Genomic DNA, 25283 nt, shown 5'->3' with positions numbered 1-25283 from the left:
ATGAACACGCTGCACCGACATCGCGCACTGACGGCGATCTGGGGTACGCCGAAAGGCTGGCGTGGGACCATCAGTTCGGTCAATCACTCCGACATTGGCCGACGTTTCATCCTGGCCGCCTTTGCCTTTTTCGCGATCGGCGGCGTGCTGGCCATGCTCATCCGGGCGCAATTGGCGACACCCAACAGCGCCTTTGTCGGCCCAGCGGTCTACAATCAGCTATTCACGATGCATGGCAGCATCATGATGTTCCTGTTCGCCATCCCGATGTTCGAGGGATTGGCGCTCTACATGTTGCCCAAAATGCTCGGCAGCCGCGACATGGCCTTCCCGCGCCTCTCGGCCTATGGCTGGTGGTGTTATCTGTTCGGTGGCACCATCCTTATCGCGGCGCTGGCATTTGGCGTTGCACCCGATGGCGGTTGGTTCATGTACACGCCGCTATCTTCCAAAGCCTATACGCCTGGCATTAATGCGGATGTCTGGCTGCTGGGCATCACCTTCGTCGAAATTTCGGCGGTTGCAGCAGCGATCGAGATCACGGTGTCGATCCTCAAACTGCGCGCGCCGGGCATGCGCCTTGACCGGATGCCGCTGTTCGCCTGGTATTTGCTAATCACCGCGCTGATGATGATCGCGGCATTTCCGCCTTTGATTCTGGGGTCGATCCTGCTCGAAGTGGAACGCGCGTTCGACTGGCCGTTTTTCGACGCGGCCCGTGGCGGCAGCGCGCTCTTGTGGCAGCATCTCTTCTGGCTGTTCGGCCATCCCGAAGTCTATATCATCTTTCTGCCTGCCGCCGGGGTCGTATCCACAGTGCTGCCTGTCATGGCCCGCACCGAAATCCTTGGCTATGGCTGGATCGTCGCAGCCTTGCTGGCGCTGGCATTTTTGAGCTTCGGGCTGTGGGTGCATCACATGTTCACCACCGGCATCCCGCATATGGCGCTCGGCTTCTTTTCGGCTGCCTCAGCGCTCGTGGCGGTGCCGACGGCGATCCAGATCTTCGCATGGATCGGCACATTGTGGAGCGGTCGCCCCGAACGCAAGCTGCCCATGCTCTATCTGCTCGGCTTCTTCTTGGTCTTCGTGCTGGGTGGGATGACCGGCGTGATGCTCGCCATGGTGCCGTTCGACTGGCAGGCCCATGACAGCTATTTCGTGGTCGCCCACCTCCATTATGTGCTGGTGGGCGGGTTCATCTTTCCAATGCTGGCGGGCGCTTATTACTGGCTGCCGCATTTCACAGGTCGGGCGCGCCTGCCGCGTTTGGGCGAAGCGGCCTTCTGGCTAATCCTGGTTGGCTTCAACATCACCTTCTTCCTGATGCATTTGACCGGATTGCTGGGCATGCCGCGCAGAATCTATTCCTATACCAAGGACATGGGCTGGACCTGGCTCAACCTTTTATCGTCGGTGGGCAGCTTCATCATGGCGTTCGGCTTTGCCCTGTTCGCGATCGACGTGTTGCTCCAGATTTTCCTCGCCCGTCGCAGCCGCCGCAACCCTTGGAGTGCGGGGACGCTGGAATGGGCTATGCCGATCCCAGCGACCGCCTATAATATTGCCAGCCTGCCGCAGGTCGAAGGGCGGGAGCCGCTTCGTAACGATCCCGAACTGGCGCTGAAACTGGCGCGGGGCGAGGGGTATCTGGCTGAAATCCGGCATGGCTGGCGCGAGACGATGGCGGTGGATGCGACGAGCGGGGCGATCGACCATGTCGTCATCCTGCCGGGCAATAGCCGCCTGCCGCTGATCACCGCCGTCGTGACCGGCTGCTTCTTCCTCTCCTTGCTGTTTGGCTATTATTGGTTTGCGCTCCTACCCTTGGCGGGGGGGATGGCACTGGCTTGGCGCTGGCTGTGGGTACTGGGTGCGCGATCCGACGTCGGTCTGGTGTCGATCGGTTGCGAACAGACGGCCCCCGTCCACCGGGAAGTGGGCGGGGCACCGGGTTGGTGGGGCAGTAGTCTGTTGCTGGTCGCAGACGGGACATTCTTCACATCCTTGGTGTTCGGCTATGCCTTCCTGTGGGTCATCGCGCCGAACTGGCCGCCGCCCGCGCAGATTGACGGGGGCGTTCTACCTGGTCTGATCGCTGCCTTGGCGGCCTTGGGCGGCACCATCCTGGCGTATCGCGCGCATGCCACGGTGAGGACTGGCGCCTTGGCGGCAGCCAAGCGGGTTGCGCTGTTGTCGGGTGGGGCGCAGGTCATCGTCATCGCTGCCCTGGTTGCGATCGGAGTGACGGCTCTGCCGTTGCCGCCCAGCCATGCCTATGCCGCAGCCAGCTGGGCGTTGATCATTTATGCGGGCTTCCACGCCTTTCTCGCCCTCTTCGGCGCCGCCTTTCTTCATGCGCGGATCGGTGCGGGCTACGTGTCCGCAGCGCGGTCGCAGGAGGCGGCCATCGCCCAGATGTTCGCGGCCTATGCAGGTGCAGTAACGGTCATCGTCCTACTATGTTTGTTCCTGCCGGAGATATTGGCATGAAGATGCTGGCTCGCGCGACCGCTGGCCTGTGGCTCTGGGCCTTTACCCTCTCGCTGCTTTACGCGTTGCACGGCATTGGCTGCGCACGCGGTTGGGACGGCCTGTCGCTGTTTGGCGGGACCATGTTCAGATGGGCGGTGGTCGTCACTTGGCTGTGCTTCGCGCTAGGCGGCGTTGCCGTTATTCTCTCGGCCAAGAGAGCGCCAAAGGGATTTGAACGACATCTGAGTATCACATCTTCGATCGTTGGGCTCGTAAGCACTTTGGTCGTCGGATTGCCAACGGTTATGACCTCGGCTTGTTTGTAAGGCCCCGCGTCAATGCAATATCATTCCAGCTGGAGCGGTCGAGGAAGGTCCAGTGAAACAGCTACGCCATCTCCATACCATTAATCTTCACAGCTGACAGGCTAAGCAGCGTCGCGCGCAGGAGAATTCGACGGCAAACGATTGACGTGCAGGATGCACTCGCACTTGCTGAAAATACTGAAATCTAAAGAGTTGGCTCCTCGTTCCCACCGAGGACCCAATTATAGGGGGTGTGGGACAACGCCGCCATTCGCGGGAGCATGCCCTATCGATGGAGTAATGAAAAATTCTGGGCCACGGTGGACGGACTCTCGCGGTTTGGCTTTCTTGTCCAGCAGTCACCAAATCGAAGTGCATCGAGCGTGCCTCGGCGCGCGCGCTTCAGGTTCGGGTCGGCAAAGCCGCCGCCCTCCCGACGGCCAACGATCGATCCTGTTCAGCAAAGTCTTGTCCAACTAGAGCAGAATCCGATCATTCTGGTTCATACCCTGTTGCAGTGAAATAATTCGCGCACTCTTCGGGAGTGAAACGGGGCAGTGCATCGCGGATAGCATCTGCGATAGCTGTCATCGATCCTGCGGTTTGTCACACCCTGAATGCTGTCGACGAGTGGAATGAGTTCCGGAGACGTATACCAGTGGTTAGGGCGCCCGATCGAAACGGGCGGTTCGGCATAGTCGCCATTTGCATCGGGACCGACGCCACGAAGCTCATAGCTAACAAATTGTGGATTGAGCCGCAGAACGTGTGTGGCCTCTCCATCCTTCTCGCCTCCTTCGTCGAAAGAGGAATAATAGGCCGTGAACGCCTTGGTCAGGCTGCTCCCGACTGGTGCGATCCGCCGATGATCATGATCGGTCGTGACAAGCGTCGGATAGGGCGAGACCGACGCGTTGCTGCAAGGAAAGCTCTGCGCCATTGCAGGCGTAGCGATCCGCACAAGATGATGGCAAAGACCCATGATCGCATATCGGCTTACCCCTTTTCACCGCTATGTGCCTAGCACTGATGGCAGTCAGTATCCTGATCGAGCGAACATAGCATGGTCATATCAGGCTGCCTTCGACAAATAGCGCGAAGCCTGCTTTCCATGCGCCTGCAATCGGGCCATGGGGAGGCATGCGAAAACTACTTGCCCTTGCCCTCATCTTTGGAGCTTTCACCGCACCGGCGCAGGCCTGGGGGCCGATCGGCCACCGGGTCACCGGCGCCATCGCGGATGATAATCTGAGCGGCGTCGCGCGCGCCAATGTGAAGATTCTGCTCGGAACAGAAAATCTGGCCGAGGCGGCAACCTGGCCCGACGACATGAAATCCGACCCGGACGATTTCTGGCAGAATAAGGCCAACCCCTGGCATTATGTGACGGTCCGGGAAGGGGATGATTACAAGGTGACGGATGCCCCGACCGAGGGCGATGCCATGACCGCCCTCACGCGCTTCACGGCTACGCTGCGCGATCCCCAAGCCTCAGCAGACCACAAGCGTCTTGCCCTTCGCTTCATTGTCCACATCATCGGCGACCTTCACCAGCCTCTCCATGCCGGTGGAGGAAATGATCGGGGCGGCAATGACTTCAAGGTGACCTGGTTCGGCCGACCCTCCAACCTGCATTCGGTCTGGGACTCTGCGATGATCGAGCAGCGCTCGCTCTCCTATTTGGAACTCGCCGGCTGGCTTTCCCGGTCGATCACGCCTGCGCAGGTCGTCGCATGGAATGAGCGCGACCCTTCGGTGTGGCTGCATGAAAGCATCGCTCTGCGCAAGACGATCTACCCGACCGATACCAATCTCTCCTGGGACTATGCCTATCGGCATCGCGCTGAGCTGGACGACAGGCTCAAACGTGCCGGTATCCGTATAGCCGCCTATCTCAACTGGGTGTTCGAGCCGTCCGATCCAAAATTGGCAGAGGCGAAATAACATGCCCAGGGGTTCACAGCATGAACTGATCGGCCTTCTGCTTGGCGAGGGGGCATATCCGGTCCTGCGATTGGCCGATGGCGGGGAATGGCGCCTGGATGTGAGCGGCCGTTATCATCATTTGCTGGGCCGCAAGGTTCGCGTTCTTGGGAGAAGGTCGGAATTCGACATGCTGGATGTCAAACGCATTGAACCAGCCTGAGACCGGTGGCTAGGGCGCGCTTCTGGCGAAGAGCGCGAAACGGCAGATACCTCCCAACAGCCATCGAAAAAGCAGACCGTCGGACCTTGAAGATCTGAACCTGACAGCTGAACGGCGACGAAGCGTCGGTTGTGATGGGCAAGACATGGGACATAACCGCCGTTCTCCAGCGGATATTGGATGGCATTTTCTGTCAGAAGCTACCGCCCCGCATCCCCCCCCTCAGGTCGTCCCGATACCCTCATGCTTATGCCTCAATCGCGGCGCGCACCTTGGCCGCCAGCTCCTCGATTGCGTAGGGCTTGCTGATCAGCGCGACGCCCGGATCGAGCACGCCATTGTGCACAATCGCGTTGCGTGTGTAGCCGGTGGTGAACAGCACCTTGAGCCCCGGCCGCCGTTTGCGCGCTTCGTCCGCAAGCTTGCGGCCATTGATGTCGGGCATGACGATGTCAGTGAAGAGGAGTGTGATCTCCGGATGCGCGTCAAGCAACCGCAGCGCCGCGACCGCTCCGTCGGCTTCGAGCACGCGGTAACCAAGTTCGGTGAGCGCATCGACACTGAACTGTCGCACAGCGGGCTCGTCGTCGACGACCAGCACGACCTCCTTCTGCTCGCCAAGCAGGAGGTCGCTGCCCCATTGGCCTTCCGGCTCCGCGTCTTCGCCGATATAACGCGGGAGATAGATCTTGATCGTCGTGCCTGCGCCATCTTCGGAATAAATCTTCACATGCCCGCCCGACTGACGGACGAAACCGTAAACTTGGCTGAGGCCAAGGCCCGTACCCTTGCCCACCGCCTTGGTGGTGAAAAAGGGATCGAAGGCCTTGGCAATAACGTCGGGCGGCATGCCGATTCCGGTATCGGAGACTGTGATCATTACATATTGACCGATCGGCACTCCGAAGTTGGCTGCGACATGGCGCTCGTCGAAATAGACATTCTGCGTTTCGATCGTGAGGCGGCCACCCTCGGGCATCGCGTCGCGTGCATTGACCGCGAGGTTGAGGATTGCACTTTCAAGCTGGTTCCGGTCGGCATGGGTGCGCCAGAGGCCGGCGCCGAGCACCGTTTCCAGCCGGATGTCAGTGCCAATCGAATGTGAGAGCAGGTCCGACATGTTGGGCACGAGTTTGTTCGCATCGAGCACCTCGGGGTTGAGCGGCTGCTGGCGCGAGAAGGCGAGCAGCCGCTGTGTGAGCGTGGCGGCGCGTTGCGCGCCTTCGTGCGCGGCATCGATAAAACGTTTGGCGCGCGGATCGCTGACCCCGACCCGGCGGTTGAGCAGATCGAGCGAGCCGATCACCACCGCGAGCATGTTGTTGAAATCGTGCGCGATGCCGCCCGTCAACTGGCCTACCGCTTCCATCTTCTGCGCCTGGCGCAATGCCTCTTCGGCATGTTCTCGCTCTGCCACCTCTTCCGCCACCCGACGCTCGAGATGCTGGTTGAGTTCGTACAGTTCGGCTTCCTTGCGCTTGCGCTCCGTCACATCGATCGCCGTGCCGACGACGCGAAGGCAGCGATCCATCTCGTCGAAAATGCCCCGGCCCTTCGCGGCGACCCAGCGGATGATGCCGTCCTCCTTGCCCACGGTACGATATTCGACATCATAGAGCGCACGCTGTTCGGGCTCACAGGCGGCAGCAAAAGCAGCGCTGGTATGCGGCCGGTCTTCGGGGTGCAGGCCCTCGTAGAAATCGAGCATCGAGACCGGCACATCGGCCGAAATGCCGAACATGCGCTTTACGATTGGCGGCCAGATGAGGATGTCATGAATGACATCGACGTCCCAGAATCCCACTTCGGCCGCTTGGGTCGCGAGGCGCAGTCGCTCCTCGTTCATGGAAAGCTCGGCACGGCTCTGTTGCCGTTCAGTCAGATCGAGCATGGCGCCGATCATGCGAACAGCCTTGCCGGCATCTTCCCGGATAATGTGGCCGCGGTCGAAGATCGCCGCATAGCTGCCGTCAGCACGCCGGAATCGATATTCGTCCGACCAGCTGTCAGCGGTGCCATCAATCGCGGCATGAATACTGTTATCGACCCGTGCGCGATCGTCAGGATGAATCTGCTCGATCCACCATTCTCCCGTGGGCTCCACAGTGTCGGGCGCATACCCATGCACGGTTTCGAGCGCCTCGTTCCACGTCACCTGGTTGGAGGCAAAATCCCAGTCCCAAATCGCGTCGTTGGTGGCACGACCGACCAGCCGGTAGCGCTCCTCGACGCTGCGCAGTTCGCGCATCGCAATCGTGCGCTCCCTGATGGTTTCGCTCAGTTCGTCGGCCCGGATGCTCTGTGCGACCATGGTCTTGCGCAGTTCGAGCTGGACCATCACCTGCCGCGCAAGTACTTCGAGCACCAGGCGTTGGTGGTCCGATATGCCTGCGGGCCGGGGCACGCGATCAAGCACGCAGACGGTGCCAATCGGCAGGCCCTCGTCACTCCGCAGCAAGGCACCGGCGTAGAAGCGCAGGCCATCCTCTGCGGTCACCAACGGATTGCAGGCGAACCTGGAATCCTCCATCGTATCGGGCACTACCATGAAATCATTCTGCAGGATGGCATGCGCGCAGATCGAGACGTCGAGCGGCAATTCCCGCGCACCAATGCCGAGCTCCGCCTTGAACCACTGCCGGTTGCCGGCGACGAGGTTCACAACGGCGATCGGTGCCCCAAATGTCTCGGCCGCAAGCCTAACGAGATCGTCAAACTCTGATTCGGTCGGGGTATCGAGGATCGCATAGCTTTCGAGCGCGGCGAGACGGTCGTTTTCGGACCAGGACTGGGGGCCTAACGGACCCGATTGAGTATCTAACGACGAGTTCATTCGTTCTGGTTAGCACGACTTATTTGTCGCGCACGACGAAATGTCGATGCTTATGTGAGCGGGACGATGTCTTGCCAAAGCTGCACGATCGCGGCGCTAGGTGAAACGACGTGCGCGGCGACAGTTCGGACGCGTCCAGGTCGAGCATGCGCGCAGACGTTTCTTCATGGCGATAGCGTGGCAGTCGTTCCGCTGCTTCTTTTCGCCGAGCGGCTTTGTTCGTCACGCGCCGCGTTCTGCAGACGGCCACGCTGAGTATCGGAGAGGGACCAGGGAATGTCTGGAAGCCAAACAACCGCCATCAAGCGACAAGCTTGGAATGCTGAAAGAGCCGCATCCGGCTCCCTCCGGCGTCTTTGGCTGGCTTTGCTGCCAAAGAACATTTACCAAGGCGCTCTCATGATCGACTCTGATCGGCACGGCCAATAACGCAGACGCGCGGCTTGTCAGCCTGATCCTTTCAGCTCGCAACGAACTCGAACGACCATGTAACGGACAACGCACCCGCCGCCGACGAGCGCCGCGAGGGGAACCAGGAGCATTTCGAGTGAACGGACCCGGCCGAACATCGCTTCGATGCCGTGCCCGAAAAGATAGCCCAACGTGACGAAGCACGTACCCCATAGCAAGGCCGCGGCTGCATTGATTATCATAAAGCGGGATGCGCGAAGCGTGGTCGTGCCTATTGCGAGAGGACTGACGGTGCGCAGGCCGTAAAGAAAACGGAAAACGAAAACGAAGCCCACCGGATGCTGCTCGAATACCACTAAGGCGCGCCGGAAGGCCGGCTTTGCACTGACCCTGCGGACGAACCCGGCGTCGCGGAAATGACGCCCTATGGCGAAGAAGGTCTGATCGGCCAGGAACGAACCCAGCGAAGCGGCGAGCACAGCAGGCAGGAACGGGAAGAGCCCATGATGGGCCATGATCCCGCCGAGGACCGTGGCCGTCTCCCCCTCAAGACCCGCGCCGATGCCGAGGGCCCAAAGGCCATATCGGGCAAGGAATTCCTCTAGGTACAACTGCGCCACCCGCTGGACGCAAGCGAACGCGTGCCTGCGTTTGAGACAGTTTTGACGACGTGCGAGGTTTGCCGGCGATCGGAACCGACCGGTTTGCCAAACAGTGCAGTGCCGACTTCTGACCTGGCAGCCAGCACGTCTGCGGCGGCAGTCCTCGCATTGCGACAGCTCATGCGCGAGAGAGACCATATCCGATCACCGCCCGCAATCAGCATGTGCTCCCGCTGATGACGCCAAATGGTCGTGGCTGGCCGCCAGGCCCGGCATGTGGATAGATCAGTCCGGACGAGATCACGTTCAGCCATGGGAGGGATTTCTATCCCGGCTTCGTCGAAGCGCCGCTTGATCTGTTCAAGCAGATCATATTCGACCGATTTGCAAGTTGCCGCGTCCGTACACCAGGCGCGAAGCGAGAGGTCGACGCCCGATCCGCTCAGGCTGGTGACCTGGCAACCGACAACTTCCGCGATGTCCTGCCGGGCTTGTACCAGTTCGAGCAGGATGGCGCGTGCTTTGTCGATGTCGGACGTGTAGCCGATCGAGACCGTCAGCGACATCATGCCCCTGAGATCGGCAGTCGAGAGGTTGATCATGATCTGGTTCGCGATCGTGCCGTTGGATAGGACGATCCGGCGATTATCGGAGGTGCGCAGCACAGTGTAACCAAGCGACAACTCCTCCACGATACCCGTCTCCAGCCCTGCCGGCGTCGTCAGTTGCAGACGGTCGCCGCGACGAAATGGCTTGTAGATTACCAGACTGATGCCGGCGACTAGGTTACCCAGCGTAGACTGGGCAGCAAAGCCGATCACGATCGATACGATGCTGACCCCAGCGAGCAGCGATGTGGTCAGCTTATTGAGCGAAGGCACGGCATGGCAGAATAGGAGCGCAAGGACGACCCACATGATGAAGGTAGCCAGATGCTGGATGAAGCCGATCGTCATGCGGTCGATACGTTCGTTCGGATCATGATCGATCAACGCTGACAGTGCGCGCCGGAGCAGCCAGCTCAACGCGAGGCCGAACAGCAGGAAAATCATGCCGAGCGCGAACGCGCCCCAGAAATGGCTCGGATCGAAATAGGCGATCAGATCGGCCAGCGCCCTTGCCGAACCCGATCCCACCGGCGCGGGGGAAACTGACTCAGCCGGGAGGTTGTGGGTCGATGTCGCTAGCACGGTCATGTCACGATCCAATATCCGTAAGAGGCGCCAGCGCCAACCTGTTCCGACTATACCCGTGCTATCGACACGGGTCGGAACGTGCCTGCCCGCCCCCGAAGCGGCGGTACAGGTCCAAGACCAGCTTTCTCGCAAAACCGATTCAGAACACTGCCCCGATTATTGACAGCAGATTGTCAAAGAGGCGCCGGGGTATCGGGCGACTGGTGGCTTCGCGCCGGTCAATCTCGACGGCATCCCTGAGCCAGCGCCTCTGAAGATCATGCAACTGCGCCGCAAGTAGTTGCGACTCGAACAGGATGTTGTTCTCGAAATTCAGATCGAGGCTGCGGCGGTCCATATTGGACGATCCGATCAATGCCAGGAGATCATCTACCACGATCGTCTTGGCGTGAAGCAGTCCGCCGCCATATTCGAAGATGCGAACCCCTGCTCGTGCGAGTATCGGATAATAGGCTCGGCTAATCGCGCCGACGATCCGACTGTCATTGCGACGGGGAAAGATGATCTGGACCTCAACTCCGCGCCGCGCTGCCGCAACGAGCGCGCCGATCAGCGGCGGATCGGGCGCGAAATATGGCGTCGTAATCGTCATGCTGGTCTGCGCTGCTGCGATTATGGACACGAACATGTCGGTCATCGTACCGCGCGGCGAGAGAGGCCCCGTTCCGGCAGCGATTGCGGCGAAACCATCGTCGGAGGGCCGTGGCGGATCCACGGCCATGACGAAGCGCAAATCCTCGCCCGTCTCATGCGTCCATGCCGAAGCGAAGATAATGTCGGCCTGGCGTGCCACGGGCCCTTCAAAGCGGATGAGGATATCGATCCACGGCGCGAAGCGATGTTTGACGAGAAATGCTGGATCGGCGCAATTCTGGCTGCCGCCATAGGCGATCCGTCCGTCGATGACGGCGATCTTGCGATGATTGCGCAGGTCGGTTCGATGGCCCACGAGAAAGCCTAGCCCCAGCGGCGCCTTTAACAGGCTGCATAGCCTGGCACCGGCTTCGCACATCGCTATCCAGTGTACGGATCGGATCAGCGCGCGCGATCCGATCGCGTCGGCGGCGATACGGCAGGTCACCCCGCGCCGAGCGGCCCGGCATACAGCCTCAATGACCTTCGTGCCATTATTGTCACTCAGCCAGATGTAGAAGGACAGGTGAACTGAGTGCTGTGCAGCGTCGATATCCGCCACGAGCATCGCAATTGCGGTATTGGAATCAGGCGCGATACGGCCCAGGTTCCCGATCGAGACCGGCCAGCGCGATGCCGCCTCGAATGTCCGGAAGGCGTTGGCGATCAGGCCAGCGGGCTCCATGTGTTGATCCGGGCGAGACGCGAATGGACGCAACTCTTCAAGGATGCGGCGTTCTCGCGCCTTAAAGCCGTTCGAAATCCAGGGTTCGCCGAACAGGAGGTACAGAATTACGCCGATCACGGGCAGCGCGATCAACAAAAGCAACCATGCCGCCCGCGCATTTGAATCGCGCCCGTCCAGGAGAATCGCCCGGATGATGATGGCAAGGTGTAGCGACGCGACGATCAGCCATGTGGCCGTCTTGAGATCGATCAATTGACCTTCTACCTTGCAGCCTTAATTCTCATCACAATGCCTCTTTCGCAGCTCAGTGGTCAAACCCCCATGCTTGGCGACGACGACGCCATCAGCCCCATCGCTGTCACAGATTATGAACGAACCAGACGACGCTGACCGGCCCCCACTGAGTGGTCCGGTTTGATCGTTAGTGCATTGTTGCCTCCGGTGCCATGGTTGTTCGCAGGCGTCGCACTGCCCACTCAGCTGAATCCACCTGAACAGGCGCACTCACGACTCGAACCATCGTATCTGAGGACGTCCGCCCGTCTCCAGGAACCCGGATCGTGCTATTCATGCCCGTGACGACTTCATAATTCTATGATTTAGCGGAGAACTCAATCACTTAGGTCGCCCGCGGAAAGCTCTTCTGAACCCGCGTTCATCTGTCAACGGCGGTCAGATTCCAGGCCATCGGGGCGGAGTAAAAGCAGGCCACTGCGATGCGGGCCTGACGATATGAAGAGGGCTCCGATCGGGGCCCTCTTCATATCATTGTCGTCATTGATCAGGTGGCGGTGATCTCGCCAGTGTCGCGGTCGACGACCGGAGTGGCCTGGTTTTGCTCCACCCCCGCAGCACGGCAACGGGCGGACTGCTTAAGGCGGTAGCTATCGCCGTTCATGGCCAGAATGCTGACGTGGTGCGTGAGCCGATCGAGCAGCGCGCCGGTGCGCCGCTCGGATCCCAGGACCTGCGTCCAGTTCGGCATTTACTGCGATGGGAAAATGATCGCTTTGGTCTGCGACGGACCAGCTATTCGTCAAGCCCATGGTTGGCGGGCGGTTATTGGCTTCAGGTGCGGCAGAAGCCTCTCCCTATCCCGGTGCAAAGCCCTGTCTACTGATCGACGCGGAAAATGGGAAGACCGTGAGGGGCTTGCCCAGATAGTCCGTATCACATCAGAGGAATTGCCGGCTTCCAAGGTCAGGGCCAAGCGCAAATCCGGTTGATGCAACGCCTGGCAAAGGTCCGTGTTCGCTAAACGAATATTCGTCGTGGGGACGTGCAGGTGGATCGTTGAATGTCCAGAAAGGATAGGATTTAAAAATTCACCCATTCACGATTGTCCCGCCATTTGGATGCAACACCTGGCCTGACATGTAGCTGGCATCCTCGCAGGCGAGGAACAGGAAGGCCGGTGCGACCTCATTGGGCTGGCCGGGGCGGCCCATCGGTGTTCCTTCGCCAAAATTCTCCAGTTTTTCAGGGCTGGCGCCACCGCAAGGGTTGAGCGGAGTCCAAATTGGCCCGGGCGCGACGGCATTTACCCGTATCCCGTCGCCCACCAGATTTTCGGACAGAGACCGGGTAAAGGCGGTTATGGCGCCCTTGGTCGCACTATAGTCCAATAATTCCGAGCTGCCCTGGTACATGGTCACGCTGGTACAGTTCACGATGGCCGCGCCAGCCTTCAGATGGGGACGTGCGGCCTGCACCAGGAAGAACATGCCGAAAATGTTGGTCTGGAAGGTGCGGCGAAGCTGATCTTCGCTGATGTTTTTGATGTCCTTGTCAGGATGTTGCTCGCCGGCATTGTTCACAACGATGTCGATCTTGCCGAACGCCTCGATCGTGCGGGCGACAATCTCGTCTGCAAAGGCGCGCTCGCCGATATCACCGCAGATCGTGATAGCCTTGCGCCCCTCGGCTTCAACGATGCGCTTTGTTTCCTGTGCGTCGTCCTCTTCGAGCAGATAGACTATGGCGATGTCAGCGCCTTCGCGCGCGTAGAGCGCAGCGACCGCCCGTCCTATCCCGCTGTCGGCACCTGTGATGACGGCGACTTTCCCCGCAAGGCGGTCCGAGCCCTTGTACCGGGGTTGCCATTGCGGCTCTGGGGTCAGCTTGCTCTCATGACCAGGCAGGGCATCCTCGTGGATCATTGGAACGGTGTCGCTCATCGCATTATCTCCTTTGCTTCAAGAACCCATTGGGGCCCCGGGAGTTCTCTGCGTGACAAACGGGTGGTCGCATTTGGCGCGCACCCGGACATTGTTCCTGACCCTATGGAGGTGATCAATGACCCTTAAAGCTCTTGCGCTCAACTGCACGCTCAAAGCGGATGTCCAGGAAGAGAGCTCGACCGATGCGATGATCGCGGTGCTTGCAAAAGCCTTCAAGCGGCATGATGTCAGCGTGAGCGAAACCGTTCGGGTTGCAGCGTTCGATATCAAGCCCGGCGTCACCTCCGATGAAGGCGATGGCGACGCATGGCCAGCCCTTCGCGAGAAAATTCTCGCCCATGACATATTGATCTTGGGCGGACCGATCTGGATGGGCCAGATCAGCAGCACGGCCAAGCGGGTATTGGAGCGGATGGATGCCTTTCTTTCCGAAACCGACGACAAAGGGCGGATGCCGAGCTATGGTAAAGTTGCGGTCGCAGCGATCGTGGGCAATGAGGATGGCGCACATTTCTCCTCCGCTCAGCTATTTCAGGCTTTGAACGATGTCGGCTGGACGATCCCTGCCGTTGCCAGCTGCTATTGGGTTGGCGAAGCGATGGGGTCTGTCGACTTCAAGGATCTGGACAAGACACCGGCCGTGGTGACGAAGACCGCAGACATGGTCGCTGCAAATGCTGCGCATCTGGCAGGATTGCTCGCGTCCAGCCCTTATCCTGGCTGAGGGGCATGGCTGACCTGTCGAGCACGCTCCGTGAGAATATCGTTCTGTATGGGGCGCTCTTTGCCAATGTCGGGATCGCCATCGCCAAATTCGTGGCGGCCGCCATCAGCGGCTCTTCCTCCATGCTCACCGAAGGCGTCCACTCGCTGGTTGACAGCGGCAATCAAATCCTGCTCCTCTATGGCCAGGCCAAAGCCAAACGCCCTGCAGACGCTACGCATCCCTTTGGCTATGGCCGCGAACTCTATTTCTGGGCTTTTGTCGTCGCGATCCTGATATTTGCGGTCGGCGCCGGTGTGTCGATCTACGAAGGCTGGCGGCACATCGCCAAACCCGAACCGCTGCGCGACGCCGGGATCAATTATGTTGTGCTGGCGGTCGCCATGCTGCTGGAGGGAACAAGCTGGGCCATTGCGGTACGCGAGTTCAACGCAAAGCGCGGCGCAAGCAGCTGGTGGCAATCGATCCGCCGATCCAAGGACCCGGCAGGTTTCATCGTCCTTTTCGAGGACAGCGCGGCGTTGATCGGCCTTGCCATCGCAGGCCTGGGCGTGTGGTCCAGCCATCACTATGGAGACCCGCGGATTGATGGCATCGCTTCGATCGCGATAGGGGTTATTCTGGCCGGGGTGGCTATTCTTCTCGCGCGCGAAGCCAAGGAACTTTTGATCGGGGAAAGTGCCGACCCAGCGCTGATATCGGCGATATGGACGATCCTCGACAAGCGGTCGCAGATTAGCGCGGTCAATCATGTCCGCACGATTCACACGGCTCCCAATGCCGTGTTCGTTGCGATCAGCGCGGATTTTGACGATGATCTGCCAATGGGAAGGGCTGAAGCCCTGATTTCAGACATCGAGCGCGAAATGAAAGCCAGCATCCCGCAACTCACCTCCATCTACATCAGACCCGAGAAGCAAAGGGATTCAGTGCGACAGCCACGGCCATCCTAAAATTTGCCATTCTCTCCAATGGGGGGGATGAAACTGACCTGCGCCAGTCGCCAGGCTCTGTCCTCATCGTCAGGCCAGTAATATCGCGGGTGACGGGGTTGCGGGGGAGGGCACGCATGATGGACTTCGGCCCTGATCAGCCGACCGGTTTCCCGCAGTCGAATGGTGGCATCGGGAAACTCCGCCTTAAGGCGGTCACAGAGATTTTGCGCCTCTTGCGACAGTTTAGCGCTCGAAAGTGCCCGCGGGGCGCCGTCCACCAGTTCAGCAGTCGAGGACCGCAGGGCCTTGATGCCATCATTGAGTATATCGAGGGAAATGATGGCAGCCGCCACCGCATCAGCCCACCACCAGCCAAGACCAAGGCCAACAATGCCGGCAAGCCCTGCCGCGCCGGTGAGCCAGTTGGCCTTGTTCATGAGCGCGTCGGTATGGAGCAGCTTGTCGTTGAGCGCCCGCGCCAGCGGGAGTTCCTTGCGTCCGATAAGGAGCGGCGGGATAAGCGAGTAAATCTGCGCAGCGATCATCAGCCACCCGAGCCAGATGTCGTGGCCCAGAATGACGATCGATCCGACAGTCGCATGTTCCGCCGTGGCGAGCGCCATCAACGCATTGTAGAGCAGCAGCGCGCCGACAGCCGTCAGGGCAACGGCCGCGACAAAGAAGCCTAGACCATTTACCCGCTCGAAGCCGAAGGGGAAGCGGCGGGAGCGTTGGACGTTGCACTCCATATGCGCGGCGACCAGGAACATGATGGGAGGCACAAGGCCCAGGGAGTCCTCGATCCAGGCGGTCTTCATCGTCTGGCTCTGCCCCAGCACAAGTCCCATCGTCCCGATGACCGTGAGCGTCCAGAAAATATTCCAATATTCGAGACGTATTGCGCGAGCCATTGTTTCGCGCAGCTCTTCAGGCAGGCTCGTTTCGCTCATTCTTCCCGTGCCTCCCGCGATACTGCGCGGCTTGCACGCTCTACGGTCATGATCCATCGATTTGGACTTGTAACGGTTTTGCGCCGGTCACCTGAGCGATTAGAGCTCGCAACAGGAGACCGACGAGATGATCAAGCATACAGAAGAGTTCAAGCAAGAGGCGGTACGGATCGCGCTGACCAGCGGGTAGCCGCGCGATCGGGTTGCATCGGAGTTGGGGATAGGGAAGTCGACGCTGGGCAAGTGGGTATCGCCTGTCTCTTATACACATCTAGATGTGTATAAGAGACAGGCTCTGCCGTGTCATGGATGTCAGTGAACGCGGCTATCGTTCCTGGCGCTCGCGCCCGATCAGCAGGCGGGAGCGGACAGATATGAAAGTGCTGGCCCATATCCGGGAACAGTACAGGCTGAGCCTTGGCAGCTACGGCCGTCCTCGCATGACGATGGAGTTGAAGGAGGTAGGGCTCGATGTTGGCGAGCGCCGGGTCGGGCGGCTGATGAAGATCAACGGGATCAAGCCAGTCCGCACGCGCAAGCACAAGGTTACGACTGACAGCCACCATCGCCTGGGTGTCGCAGCGAACTGGCTGGACGGCGATTTTGCCGCAGATGCGCCCAACCGTAAATGGGCCGGCGACATCACCTATATCTGGACGTCCGAAGGCTGGCTCTACCTTGCCGTCATTCTCGATCTGCATAGCCGTCGCGTCGTAGGCTGGGCAGTCAGCGACAGGATGAAGAAAGACCTGGCGATCAGGGCGCTGGATATGGCGGTGCGCCTGCGCCAGCCTCCCGAGGGCTGCCTTTTCCATTCGGATCGCGGTAGCCAATATTGCTCCTACGACTATCAGAAAAAGCTGCAGGCCTATGGCCTGCGTCCATCAATGAGCGGCAAGGGAAATTGCTACGACAATGCGTCCGTCGAGACCTTCTTCAAATCCCTGAAGGCGGAACTCATCTGGCGGCAGAGCTGGCCGACGCGGCGTCAGGCAGAAGCCGCCATCTTTCAGTACATCAATGGCTTCTACAACACCCGTCGCCGCCATTCATATCTAGGCGGCATCAGCCCGCTCGCGTTCGAAGCCAAGGTGGCATAATGAGATAGGTGACCGGCACAAAACCGTTACAAGTCCAATTCTCGCCACTGCGCATGGCTGCCCTGAGCTTGAGCGGTGCGTCCGTGGTCCCGCTTGTCGCAAGTGCCGGGCCAAAGGCCACGTCGCTCGCCCAGGGACTTTCGGCCGTGAAACGGCCGATGACGAGATCGATCGTGCCCTCATCAAGGTGCCGCAATAGCGCTTCCCCCGATCCTGGTAGCCATCGAGCCTGTGCACCGGTTCTCCGCTCGATCTCACGGACAAGCTTGGTGACTTCCGGCGCCCTGCCGACTGCGGGCTCTGCCAGTGCGACCGTGAAGCGCTGCTCTTGCGCGACCCGCAGCAACGTGCCGTCGGGATCGCGCGGCAATGCATCGCATGCCTCCAGCAGCAGGAAAGTAGTAAGGATCCCGAACTTCACCAGACACATTCCTTCTGCCAGATGGTTCTGTCGCGGTGATAGGGACCGATGGCGTCTCGATGCCCGGCGGCCTCTCCCGCTCGGTCATAGCTGAAGGCTCGTCCTGCCGAAGATGGGAAGGCGATACGATGTGCGCCAAGGTCATTGACGGGCCTTGCCACAGCATCGTTCCGGACGGTTGCTGGCAAATAATGCCTTACAGTGCAAAAGTGTCTTTGCGTCACTGTCGATAAGGTCGTGGAGATGATGTCCATGACCGCGATCATTGCGCTTGCCGCGGTTCAGCATGTCTTTGGACAGCGCTTGTGCGGTTGGCATTCACAAAATTCTCAAATTGCTTTCCACGCATCGGCTCGTCCTGCTGTTTTGACCCATCGCGCAGCTTCGATTTGGGCTGCCCGCCGCATCTGGCAGCGAGCGCCGCGCGCGCGACCTCCTGCTGCGCCTTGGATGTTGCAGGCAAAATCATTCTTCCCGGCATCGCACCGATGTCTTGAACTCGCGAGCTTTATAAGCGCTCCTCGAGCCACGTAGTTTTGAGGGGGCAGCCAGAGTCCGGGAATGCGGCCGATAAAATGCCTGGCGTTAAAACCAGCGGCCAGGCGTTCGATGAGGATCCGCCTTGCTGAACATGAGCGCAGACATGAAACATCGTCGCTGTTTCCTGTCGGTCGCCTTGCCACCGACCGTTGCGCTACGACAAAGCTGTGGGGCGGGGGCGCGTGTCACCCTATCGCCGCCGCCTTCAACCAGTTGGAGCGCCCGCTTAGCTTGCGTCAAAATCCAGCGACATCAGCTGTCCACTGGGTAAGGCGGGATCCTCTATGCGCTCACCAGATTGACAGCGATCGGCTTAGCTGCAGCTAGTCCTGACGTCTTGGCGAGGGTAATGAGCTCCGCCTTCCGGTGGGCCATCTGATCGCGCAGTGCGACCAGATCGACATCGGTTTTGCGACATTGGGCAAACATGCCCTCCGATGGCATTTCCTCTTCATGGACGTGATGTTTGATTTCTTCAGAAAGAACCTTGACCTTAGCGTCATAGAAATCGTCGTTAGGCGAACCAGCCTCGATATCGTTGATCAGGACCTTCGCGCCATCATGCTCGACATAGGCCTCGTCGAGCGTATCATCCTCGATCAGACCGCGGAAAGCGGGATAAAAGATTTCCTCCTCGATCAACGTGTGGACCTTGAGTTCAACGCAGATTTCCTGAGCCAAGGCCTGCTTCCGGCTGGTGGTGCTGGCTTTCTCGAATTTTTCGAACAGCTCTTCGACCTTTCGGTGGTCTGCTTTCAGCAAAGCGATCGCATCGGTAAACTGTGGCTCTACCATCTTCCTACTCCATTGGATGTGAAGTAGCCTTAAAATTCCGCACTTTCGCGTTGGTTCCCCCTCAAGGGCCTATCCCAATGCACTTGCGAGCAATAAATTCCCGATGTCGCTCGCTATTGGGCCGATACCACCATTTGAGGCAGACCTTTCCCTGCGCCTTCTACGGACTATCGATCTGGAATCGGGAAGCGCAGGCGCCGACTTACCAGGGATTTGGCGCTTATTGGGAGACGAGTTTGCCCGGACGCTGTCATGCAGCGTCCATCTGCTATTGACCGTGGATATGATGGCTGTGCTGTTCACGATGTGCAATGCGCATTTTCAAATGCGCGGGCTGCCCGTCAGGCTCCTGTTCAGATCGCAATGCCCTTGCCTCTCCAGACTATTGACCGGTAAGGCTACAAGCAGCTGGCATTTTCATGAAAGCACCGGATGAAGACGTCCACTGATCAGACAGGCAATCCAGCGAAATCCGCTGTGCAGGGGCAGCGCTTGCGAGCCGAGTTGATACGGTCAAGCCGATACTCCCCCCTTGCTACTATCGTAACGGACGCGAGAGCTGGAAACGCCATCATTGCGGTCAATGATGCCTTCGAGCGGCTGAGCGGCTATGTAGAGTCCGACATAATCGGACAGAACTGCCGTTTGCTCGCTGGGGCGGGGACCTGCCCTACATCCCGGGCCTTGTTGCGCCAGGCTATCGAAGCGGGACGTCCGGCACTTGTCACTCTGATCAACTACCGCAAAGATGGTCAAGCATTCCACAATGCCGTGATGATTGCGCCTGTTTATGACCAGAGCGGGTGCCTCGCCTTTTTCATTGGAACCCAATTGAAGGTAGATGGCGAAGTCCAAGATTCAGGCATCGCCAGGGCTAGGTTAGCCGACTTAACCCCCCAGCAGCTGAAGGTCCTTGAACAAATGGCGCGCGGCATCCGTCATGCCGAGATCGCAAAAAGCCTTTGTCTTTCCATCAAGACCGTCAAGATGCACCGTGGCGCCCTGGTGCAGCGCCTGGGTGTTCAGACGTCTACAGAGGCGATCAGGATAGCCATAGAGGCAGGTCTTTAACCTGGAGCAAGCGGCTTTGAATTGCCTTGCCAACCCCTGCGACTATCCGATATGGACTTAAGTCCGGGGTACCAGCCGGGGGGCTTGGTGAGGATGTCGCTTGACGAATTCTTATATGCCGGGCGAAGCCGACGCAAAATTCAAATTGCTCGTCGACGCAGTTATGGACTACGCCCTCTACATGCTGGATCCCGAAGGTCGGATTACGACATGGAACAGCGGTGCGCAAAAAGCCAAGGGCTACAGTGCTGACGAAATCATAGGGCAGCATTTCTCCTGCTTCTTCACTCAGGAGGATCGCAATTCCGGTCTGCCAGAGCAGGCGTTGCGCGTAGCAGCGCAAGAGGGTCGTTTCGAAGCTGAGGGCTGGAGGGTCAGGAAGGACGGCAGCCGCTTCTTTGCCAATTCAGTGATCGATCCTATCAGGAATGATGCCGGCGAATTGATCGGCTTTGCCAAAATCAGTCGCGACATCACCGAACGCCGCGAGAGAGAACTTGCTCTGTTTCAGGCGGAACAGCGCTTTCGGCTCCTCGTCCAAGGGGTCAAGGATTGCGCGATCTACATGCTGGATACCGACGGTATCATCACCAACTGGAACACCGGGGCCGCAACGATCAAGGGCTATGGTTCCGACGAGGTCGTGGGCAAGCATTTCTCCATTTTCTACACGCAGGATGACCGGGACGCGGGCGCACCCGAACGAGCGTTGGCGACGGCCCTCGCGGAGGGAAAATATGAGACAGAGGCCTGGCGCGTTCGCAAGGACGGCACGCTGTTTTGGGCAAATGTGCTGGTCGATCCGATTTATGACGAAGAGGGAAAGCATGTCGGCTTCGCCAAGATCACCCGTGACGCGACGGACAAACGCCAGGCACAGGAGGAGCTGGAAGAAACCCGCAGCGCGCTGCTTCAGGCACAAAAGCTCCAGGCGATTGGCGAACTGACTGGCGGGGTTGCCCATGATTTCAATAATCTTTTGACGGTCATCGGCGGTGCGGCCGAGATGCTCCGAAAAGTCGATCTGCCGGAGGAGAAGCGGGCGCGCTATATCGACAACATAGCAGCAACCGTTGAGCGGGCGTCTACCCTTACCGGTCACCTTCTCGCATTCAGCCGGCGCCGCGCCATCCGTCCCGAGGTTATCGACCTCAACGTCCATCTCGATGCCTGGGCTGATATTCTATCCCGGTCTCTTGGCAGCGATATCGTCCTGTCGGTGAAGACATCGGCGAAAGACGCCCGAGTGGAAGTGGACCCTACCGAATTGGAAACAGCGGTCCTGAACGCTGCGGTGAATGCCCGCGACGCGATGCCGGAGGGTGGGGATCTCCTCATCGAAACCCGGGACGTTGTATACGAAGGGCATGTCGCGGTAGCCATAGACGTCACAGATAGCGGCACTGGTATGACGAGGGAAACGCTCGCCCGCGTTTTTGAACCCTTCTTCACGACCAAACCTGTCGGGGCAGGAACGGGGCTGGGATTATCCCAGATCCATGGCTTTGCGGCCCAGGCCGGCGGCGTTGCCCGGATTGATTCACGATTGGGATCGGGCACCACCCTTACGATCATACTTCCCAAGGTCGACAAGACGCCAGCGGCGATCCAGCAGAAAGGCGAGCCGGCCTCCATACCTCCAGGCATCAGGGTCCTTCTGGTCGAAGACAATATCCAGGTTCTCCACTTCGCAGAACAGTTGCTGGACGATCTGGGTTGCCAGACGGTGTGCGCACGTGGCGCGACGGAAGCACTTGCGCTTCTTCAGGAACAATCGTTCGATCTTGTCTTTACCGATATCGTCATGCCGGGACTGAGCGGCATCGATCTTGCGCGACAATTGCACATTCGCATGCCCGGTCTGCCGGTCCTCCTCGCCACAGGACATAGTGAACAGCTTGTTGGCGAAGGACAAGCGCATCTGCGTGTTTTATCAAAACCCTATGGCGCTGCGACATTGAGCGCAGCGATAAGTGAGCTTGTCACCGCATCCCTTGTCGTGTCAGGATCAAATGTCAGAGCCATGACTTGCCCACGGTAAGGCGCGGTCACGCGCCCCCTGGGGCGACAGAGTTTCATCGATCTTGATCTTGCATTTTTAAGGTTTGCTGTGAAATGCGCGTCTGGCGTCAGCGCGTAGGCAAGGCACGCTGACGCGGTCCTTTCATTACGCAGCGTCGACAAGTATGATTTCGCTGTTTTCGATCGCTGTCACGCAGATCATGTCGAGGTCGCTGATCGCAGCGCCATCGCGGGCGTTGACGCGGACGTCATCGATCATGATCGCGCCGGTGGCGGGCACCAGATAGGCTTTGCGGTCCCGGCCCAGCGGATATTCGGCGCTTTCACCGGCCTTCAAAGTCGCCGCGACGATTCGGGCATCGGTGCGGATCGGCAGGGCGTCGTTATCCTTCTCATAGCCCGACGCAAGCGTCACGAAATGGCCAGATCGTTCGTCTTTGGGGAAGGGTTTCGCACCCCAGCTGGGTGCTTCACCAGCGCGGGTGGGGACAATCCAGATCTGGAAGATCCTGGTGGTCACGTCCTCCAGATTATATTCACTATGGCGCACACCGGTGCCCGCGCTCATGACCTGCACGTCACCGGCTTCGGTCCGGCCCTTATTGCCCAGGCTATCCTCATGAGTGATCGCGCCTTCGCGGACATAGGTGATGATTTCCATGTCACGATGGGGGTGCGGGGGAAAGCCGGTCTGGGGCGCAATCGTGTCGTCGTTCCACACGCGCAGATTGCCCCAGTGCATCCGGGCAGGGTCGTGATAACCCGCGAACGAGAAATGATGCTTGGCGTCGAGCCAGCCATGATTGGCACCGCCAAGGCTGTCAAAGGGGCGTAGTTCGATCATATCGGTATCTCCAATGTGGGTGGCGATGGCCGCCCTGTTGGGGAGGCTTTTACCGCTTGCGAACATCTGTGCTCAGAGGGATAAAAGCGGACGAAACGTTCGAGGAAATCGAAAAGTGAACAGGCCAGGCACGCCAACCTTCGACCAACTGCGCATATTTCTGACGATCGTGGATACGGGTAGTTTTGCCGCTGCCGGGCGGCGGCTTAACCGCGCCGTGTCGGTCATCAGCTATGGCATCGCCAATCTGGAGGCGCAGCTTGGCCTGATGCTGTTCGAGCGGGAGGGCACGCGCAAGCCCGTACTGACGGTCGCTGGCCGGGCGTTGCTGGCGGAAGCACGCAGCATATCGCACGGCATGGACGGGCTGCGGGCGAAGGTGAAAGGCTTGCTCGATGGGCTGGAGGCGGAGGTCGATCTTGCCGTCGACGTGATGCTGCCGTCCGAGCGGCTTGGCAAGGTGCTGCGCGCCTTCGCAGCCGAATTCCCGACGGTGCAGTTGCGCCTGCATGTCGAGGCGCTGGGCGCGATTACGGCGATGGTGCTGGACCGGCAGGCGGTCGTCGGCATTTCGGGGCCTTTGGCGGCCGGTGTCGAAGGTGTGGAATGCGTCGCGGCTGGGTCCGTGCCGATGGTGCCGGTCGCAGCACCCGATCATCCGCTAGGCCGGATCGAGCGGATACCCCCCGGCGCGGGACGCGAATACACGCAACTGGTGCTGACCGACCGTTCCCGCTTTACCGAGGGACAGGATTATTCAGTGATGAGCCCCAAAACGTGGCGTCTGGCGGATTTGGGTGCCAAGCACGCACTGCTGCGCGAGGGGATTGGTTGGGGCAACATGCCGCTGCCGATGATCGAACCGGACCTGATCGACGGATCGCTGACACGGCTCGCCATGCCCGATCACACGGGCGGCATGTATCGGTTTGCAGGCGTGTGGCGTCGGGATACGCCGCCGGGGCCAGCCGCTTCCTGGCTGCTCGACCAGTTCGTTGCGCTGGGAGAGAATGACAAAGCGCTGGAGGGTATGGGCGATGTCTGAGCAGCGCAGCGGTGGCGGTATGTCGTCCGGTCGGCTGGAGGCCTTCACCGACGGCGTCGTCGCCATCATCATCACGATCATGGTGCTGGAACTGAAGGTGCCGCGCGATGGCAGTCTGGCCGCGCTGTCAGACAGTCTGCCGATCCTGCTCGCCTATATCCTCTCCTTCATCAATGTCGGACTTTACTGGAACAACCATCACCATCTGCTGCACGCGGCCGACCGGATCGATGGCAAGGTGCTGTGGGCAAATCTGTTCCTGCTGTTCTGGCTCAGCCTCGTTCCCTTCGTCATTCGCTGGCTCGATGCGAGCGGCTTTTCCGCGATGGCCACGGCCTCCTATGGCGTAGTGCTGGCAATGGCGGCGATCGGATACGAAATGACCGAGCGGGCGATCATCGCTTGCAACGGCGCGCAATCGGCGCTGGCGCGCGCGGTGGGGTCGGATCGCAAAGGCAAGGTCACGCTCGCCCTTTACGCCGTTGCCGTACCGGCCGCCTTTTTCGCGCGGCCGGTGGCGATTGCGCTCTACATCATCGTCCTGCTACCCTGGCTTGCGCCCGACCGGCGGATCGAGCGCGCTTTGGGCGATTAGGTGGCAGCGCTTTCGCTCGCGGCGGGATGCATCATGCAGGCCAGCGTTCCCGCGAGGACAAGGAAGCCAGCCAGCAGCAGCGGCAGGACGAGGCCGCCATGGGTGACAAGCCACGCGCCGATGGCCGCGCCCAGGAAGATCGCCGTGATGCTGCCGACGCGCCGCGCCCAATTGGGGTTCGCGCCGCCCGCCAGACTGGAATCGGCGGCAAGGCCGGTGATCGTCAGCGTCAAGACTGTGGTCGTCAGGTCCGGGACCTTCAACTGCCGGATGGTCGCGTTGCGAAAGCCCATGGCTAGGCCGGTCAGGGCAATAATCGCAAAGACCTTGTAGCCCGGCGACTGGCTGGCAACATCAAAGCCGACAGCGACACCGGCTGCGATCCACAGCAGCGCCGCTTCCACCAGCGCGGCGACCATCAGCCAGCGGCGCAGCGGCAGTCCGGCATGATGCTTGCCCACGCGCCCGGCCACCAGCGCGCCGATCATAAAGGAAGCGATCGCAGCCAGATAGGGAGCAACGCGGAAGCCTGCCGTGCCCGCCGCAGCGAAGCCCAGGAACACGATATTGCCGGTCATATTGGCGGTGAACACCTTGCCAAGGCCAAGCACCGAAATGGCATCGACAAGGCCGGTGGTGACGGAGAGCAAAAGCAGCAGCCAGGGCAAGGGGGAGACGGTGGGCTTGGACGGGGTCATGGCGGTCTCCTGCAACAGATATTCGGTTGAGAGGGGCGTAACGGACCGGAAGCTGCCGTGTCAGTCGAATAAGA

22 protein-coding genes and 2 pseudogenes are annotated in these 25283 nt (G+C 59.8%); 11 read left to right on the top strand and 13 right to left on the bottom strand.

Features of this window, described 5'->3' with window-relative positions:
• Together ctaD and FE851_RS18895 are read left to right on the top strand one after the other, a co-directional pair.
• Positions 1-2493, top strand: a complete 2493-nt coding sequence (ctaD, locus tag FE851_RS18900) for a cytochrome c oxidase subunit I (RefSeq protein WP_145205922.1) — start codon at positions 1-3, stop codon at positions 2491-2493.
• Entirely contained in the window at positions 2490-2801 is a 312-nt protein-coding gene (locus FE851_RS18895; RefSeq protein WP_145205919.1) for a hypothetical protein, read from the top strand. Before ctaD ends, FE851_RS18895 begins: the two co-directional genes overlap by 4 nt.
• A gap of 481 nt (positions 2802-3282) precedes the next feature.
• On the opposite strand, the gene FE851_RS26555 is transcribed toward FE851_RS18895, so the two are convergent.
• Positions 3283-3720, bottom strand: coding sequence for a hypothetical protein (locus FE851_RS26555; protein WP_222422974.1), 438 nt, complete (start codon positions 3718-3720; stop codon positions 3283-3285).
• A gap of 200 nt (positions 3721-3920) precedes the next feature.
• Between FE851_RS26555 and FE851_RS18890 the strand changes: the two genes are divergently transcribed.
• Both FE851_RS18890 and FE851_RS18885 read left to right on the top strand, forming a co-directional pair.
• The gene (locus FE851_RS18890; protein WP_145205916.1) at positions 3921-4724 is read left to right on the top strand and encodes a S1/P1 nuclease; all 804 of its coding nucleotides are present in this window, start codon (positions 3921-3923) and stop codon (positions 4722-4724) included.
• A gap of 1 nt (position 4725) precedes the next feature.
• On the top strand, positions 4726-4926 hold the full coding sequence (locus tag FE851_RS18885) for a DUF5818 domain-containing protein (protein WP_145205913.1): 201 nt from the start codon (positions 4726-4728) through the stop codon (positions 4924-4926).
• A gap of 247 nt (positions 4927-5173) precedes the next feature.
• On the opposite strand, the gene FE851_RS18880 is transcribed toward FE851_RS18885, so the two are convergent.
• From FE851_RS18880 to FE851_RS18850, 6 genes and pseudogenes are all read right to left on the bottom strand, one after another.
• Positions 5174-7759 carry a PAS domain-containing protein gene (locus FE851_RS18880; RefSeq protein ID WP_145205910.1) on the bottom strand — a complete coding sequence of 862 codons (2586 nt, stop codon included), beginning with the start codon at positions 7757-7759 and terminating at the stop codon, positions 5174-5176.
• A gap of 446 nt (positions 7760-8205) precedes the next feature.
• Complete coding sequence (locus FE851_RS18875; protein ID WP_261371082.1) at positions 8206-8790, bottom strand: DedA family protein; 585 nt, start codon at positions 8788-8790, stop codon at positions 8206-8208.
• The gene (locus FE851_RS18870; RefSeq protein ID WP_261371081.1) at positions 8772-9968 is read right to left on the bottom strand and encodes a mechanosensitive ion channel family protein; all 1197 of its coding nucleotides are present in this window, start codon (positions 9966-9968) and stop codon (positions 8772-8774) included. The genes FE851_RS18875 and FE851_RS18870 overlap by 19 nt, the downstream gene beginning before the upstream one ends.
• A 139-nt stretch (positions 9969-10107) precedes the next feature.
• Complete coding sequence (gene cls, locus FE851_RS18865) at positions 10108-11541, bottom strand: cardiolipin synthase (RefSeq protein WP_145205907.1); 1434 nt, start codon at positions 11539-11541, stop codon at positions 10108-10110.
• Positions 11542-12070: 529 nt separating this feature from the next.
• A pseudogene (locus FE851_RS18860) lies at positions 12071-12265 on the bottom strand (ATP-binding protein); the annotation flags it as partial.
• Positions 12266-12614: 349 nt separating this feature from the next.
• Entirely contained in the window at positions 12615-13466 is an 852-nt protein-coding gene (locus FE851_RS18850; RefSeq protein WP_145205904.1) for an SDR family oxidoreductase, read from the bottom strand.
• Between the two features lie 118 nt (positions 13467-13584).
• Between FE851_RS18850 and FE851_RS18845 the strand changes: the two genes are divergently transcribed.
• Positions 13585-14193, top strand: coding sequence for a flavodoxin family protein (locus FE851_RS18845; RefSeq protein WP_145205901.1), 609 nt, complete (start codon positions 13585-13587; stop codon positions 14191-14193).
• A 5-nt stretch (positions 14194-14198) separates the two neighbouring features.
• The gene (locus tag FE851_RS18840; RefSeq protein ID WP_145205898.1) at positions 14199-15146 is read left to right on the top strand and encodes a cation diffusion facilitator family transporter; all 948 of its coding nucleotides are present in this window, start codon (positions 14199-14201) and stop codon (positions 15144-15146) included.
• Here the strand turns inward: FE851_RS18840 and FE851_RS18835 are convergent.
• Entirely contained in the window at positions 15143-16078 is a 936-nt protein-coding gene (locus FE851_RS18835) for a cation transporter (RefSeq protein WP_145205896.1), read from the bottom strand. The genes FE851_RS18840 and FE851_RS18835 overlap by 4 nt on opposite strands.
• 127 nt (positions 16079-16205) lie before the next feature.
• Here FE851_RS18835 and FE851_RS18830 point away from each other — a divergent pair.
• A pseudogene (locus FE851_RS18830) lies at positions 16206-17178 on the top strand (IS3 family transposase).
• Here the strand turns inward: FE851_RS18830 and FE851_RS18825 are convergent.
• From FE851_RS18825 to FE851_RS18815, 3 genes are all read right to left on the bottom strand, one after another.
• Positions 17144-17599: a hypothetical protein gene (locus tag FE851_RS18825; RefSeq protein ID WP_186378914.1), complete on the bottom strand. Its 456-nt coding sequence runs from the start codon at positions 17597-17599 to the stop codon at positions 17144-17146. The pseudogene FE851_RS18830 and the gene FE851_RS18825 sit on opposite strands and share 35 nt — an antisense overlap.
• Positions 17600-17861: 262 nt before the next feature.
• The gene (locus FE851_RS18820; protein ID WP_261371080.1) at positions 17862-18080 is read right to left on the bottom strand and encodes a DUF3008 family protein; all 219 of its coding nucleotides are present in this window, start codon (positions 18078-18080) and stop codon (positions 17862-17864) included.
• Positions 18081-18421: 341 nt separating this feature from the next.
• Positions 18422-18934 carry a hemerythrin domain-containing protein gene (locus tag FE851_RS18815; RefSeq protein ID WP_145205893.1) on the bottom strand — a complete coding sequence of 171 codons (513 nt, stop codon included), beginning with the start codon at positions 18932-18934 and terminating at the stop codon, positions 18422-18424.
• A 432-nt stretch (positions 18935-19366) separates the two neighbouring features.
• Between FE851_RS18815 and FE851_RS18810 the strand changes: the two genes are divergently transcribed.
• Together FE851_RS18810 and FE851_RS18805 are read left to right on the top strand one after the other, a co-directional pair.
• Positions 19367-20005, top strand: a complete 639-nt coding sequence (locus FE851_RS18810) for a PAS domain-containing protein (protein ID WP_145205891.1) — start codon at positions 19367-19369, stop codon at positions 20003-20005.
• A gap of 100 nt (positions 20006-20105) precedes the next feature.
• Positions 20106-22046, top strand: coding sequence for a PAS domain-containing sensor histidine kinase (locus FE851_RS18805; protein ID WP_261371079.1), 1941 nt, complete (start codon positions 20106-20108; stop codon positions 22044-22046).
• A 126-nt stretch (positions 22047-22172) separates the two neighbouring features.
• Here FE851_RS18805 and FE851_RS18800 read toward each other — a convergent pair whose 3' ends face one another.
• On the bottom strand, positions 22173-22871 hold the full coding sequence (locus FE851_RS18800; RefSeq protein ID WP_145205888.1) for a pirin family protein: 699 nt from the start codon (positions 22869-22871) through the stop codon (positions 22173-22175).
• Between the two features lie 115 nt (positions 22872-22986).
• Here FE851_RS18800 and FE851_RS18795 point away from each other — a divergent pair, with 115 nt between their 5' ends.
• Both FE851_RS18795 and FE851_RS18790 read left to right on the top strand, forming a co-directional pair.
• Positions 22987-23916, top strand: a complete 930-nt coding sequence (locus tag FE851_RS18795; RefSeq protein ID WP_107125257.1) for a LysR family transcriptional regulator — start codon at positions 22987-22989, stop codon at positions 23914-23916.
• Entirely contained in the window at positions 23909-24511 is a 603-nt protein-coding gene (locus tag FE851_RS18790) for a TMEM175 family protein (RefSeq protein WP_261371078.1), read from the top strand. Before FE851_RS18795 ends, FE851_RS18790 begins: the two co-directional genes overlap by 8 nt.
• On the opposite strand, the gene FE851_RS18785 is transcribed toward FE851_RS18790, so the two are convergent.
• Positions 24508-25209 (bottom strand): YoaK family protein, encoded by a 702-nt coding sequence (locus FE851_RS18785; protein WP_107125255.1) that lies wholly within the window; start codon positions 25207-25209, stop codon positions 24508-24510. The two genes, FE851_RS18790 and FE851_RS18785, sit on opposite strands and share 4 nt — an antisense overlap.
• Positions 25210-25283 lie beyond the last annotated feature (74 nt).

The sequence above is a fragment of the Sphingobium sp. B2 genome (assembly GCF_007693735.1).
Taxonomy (GTDB): domain Bacteria; phylum Pseudomonadota; class Alphaproteobacteria; order Sphingomonadales; family Sphingomonadaceae; genus Sphingobium; species Sphingobium xenophagum.
The sequence above is the reverse complement of the archived record's forward strand: the minus strand, read 5'-3'. Positions and strand labels throughout refer to the sequence as shown.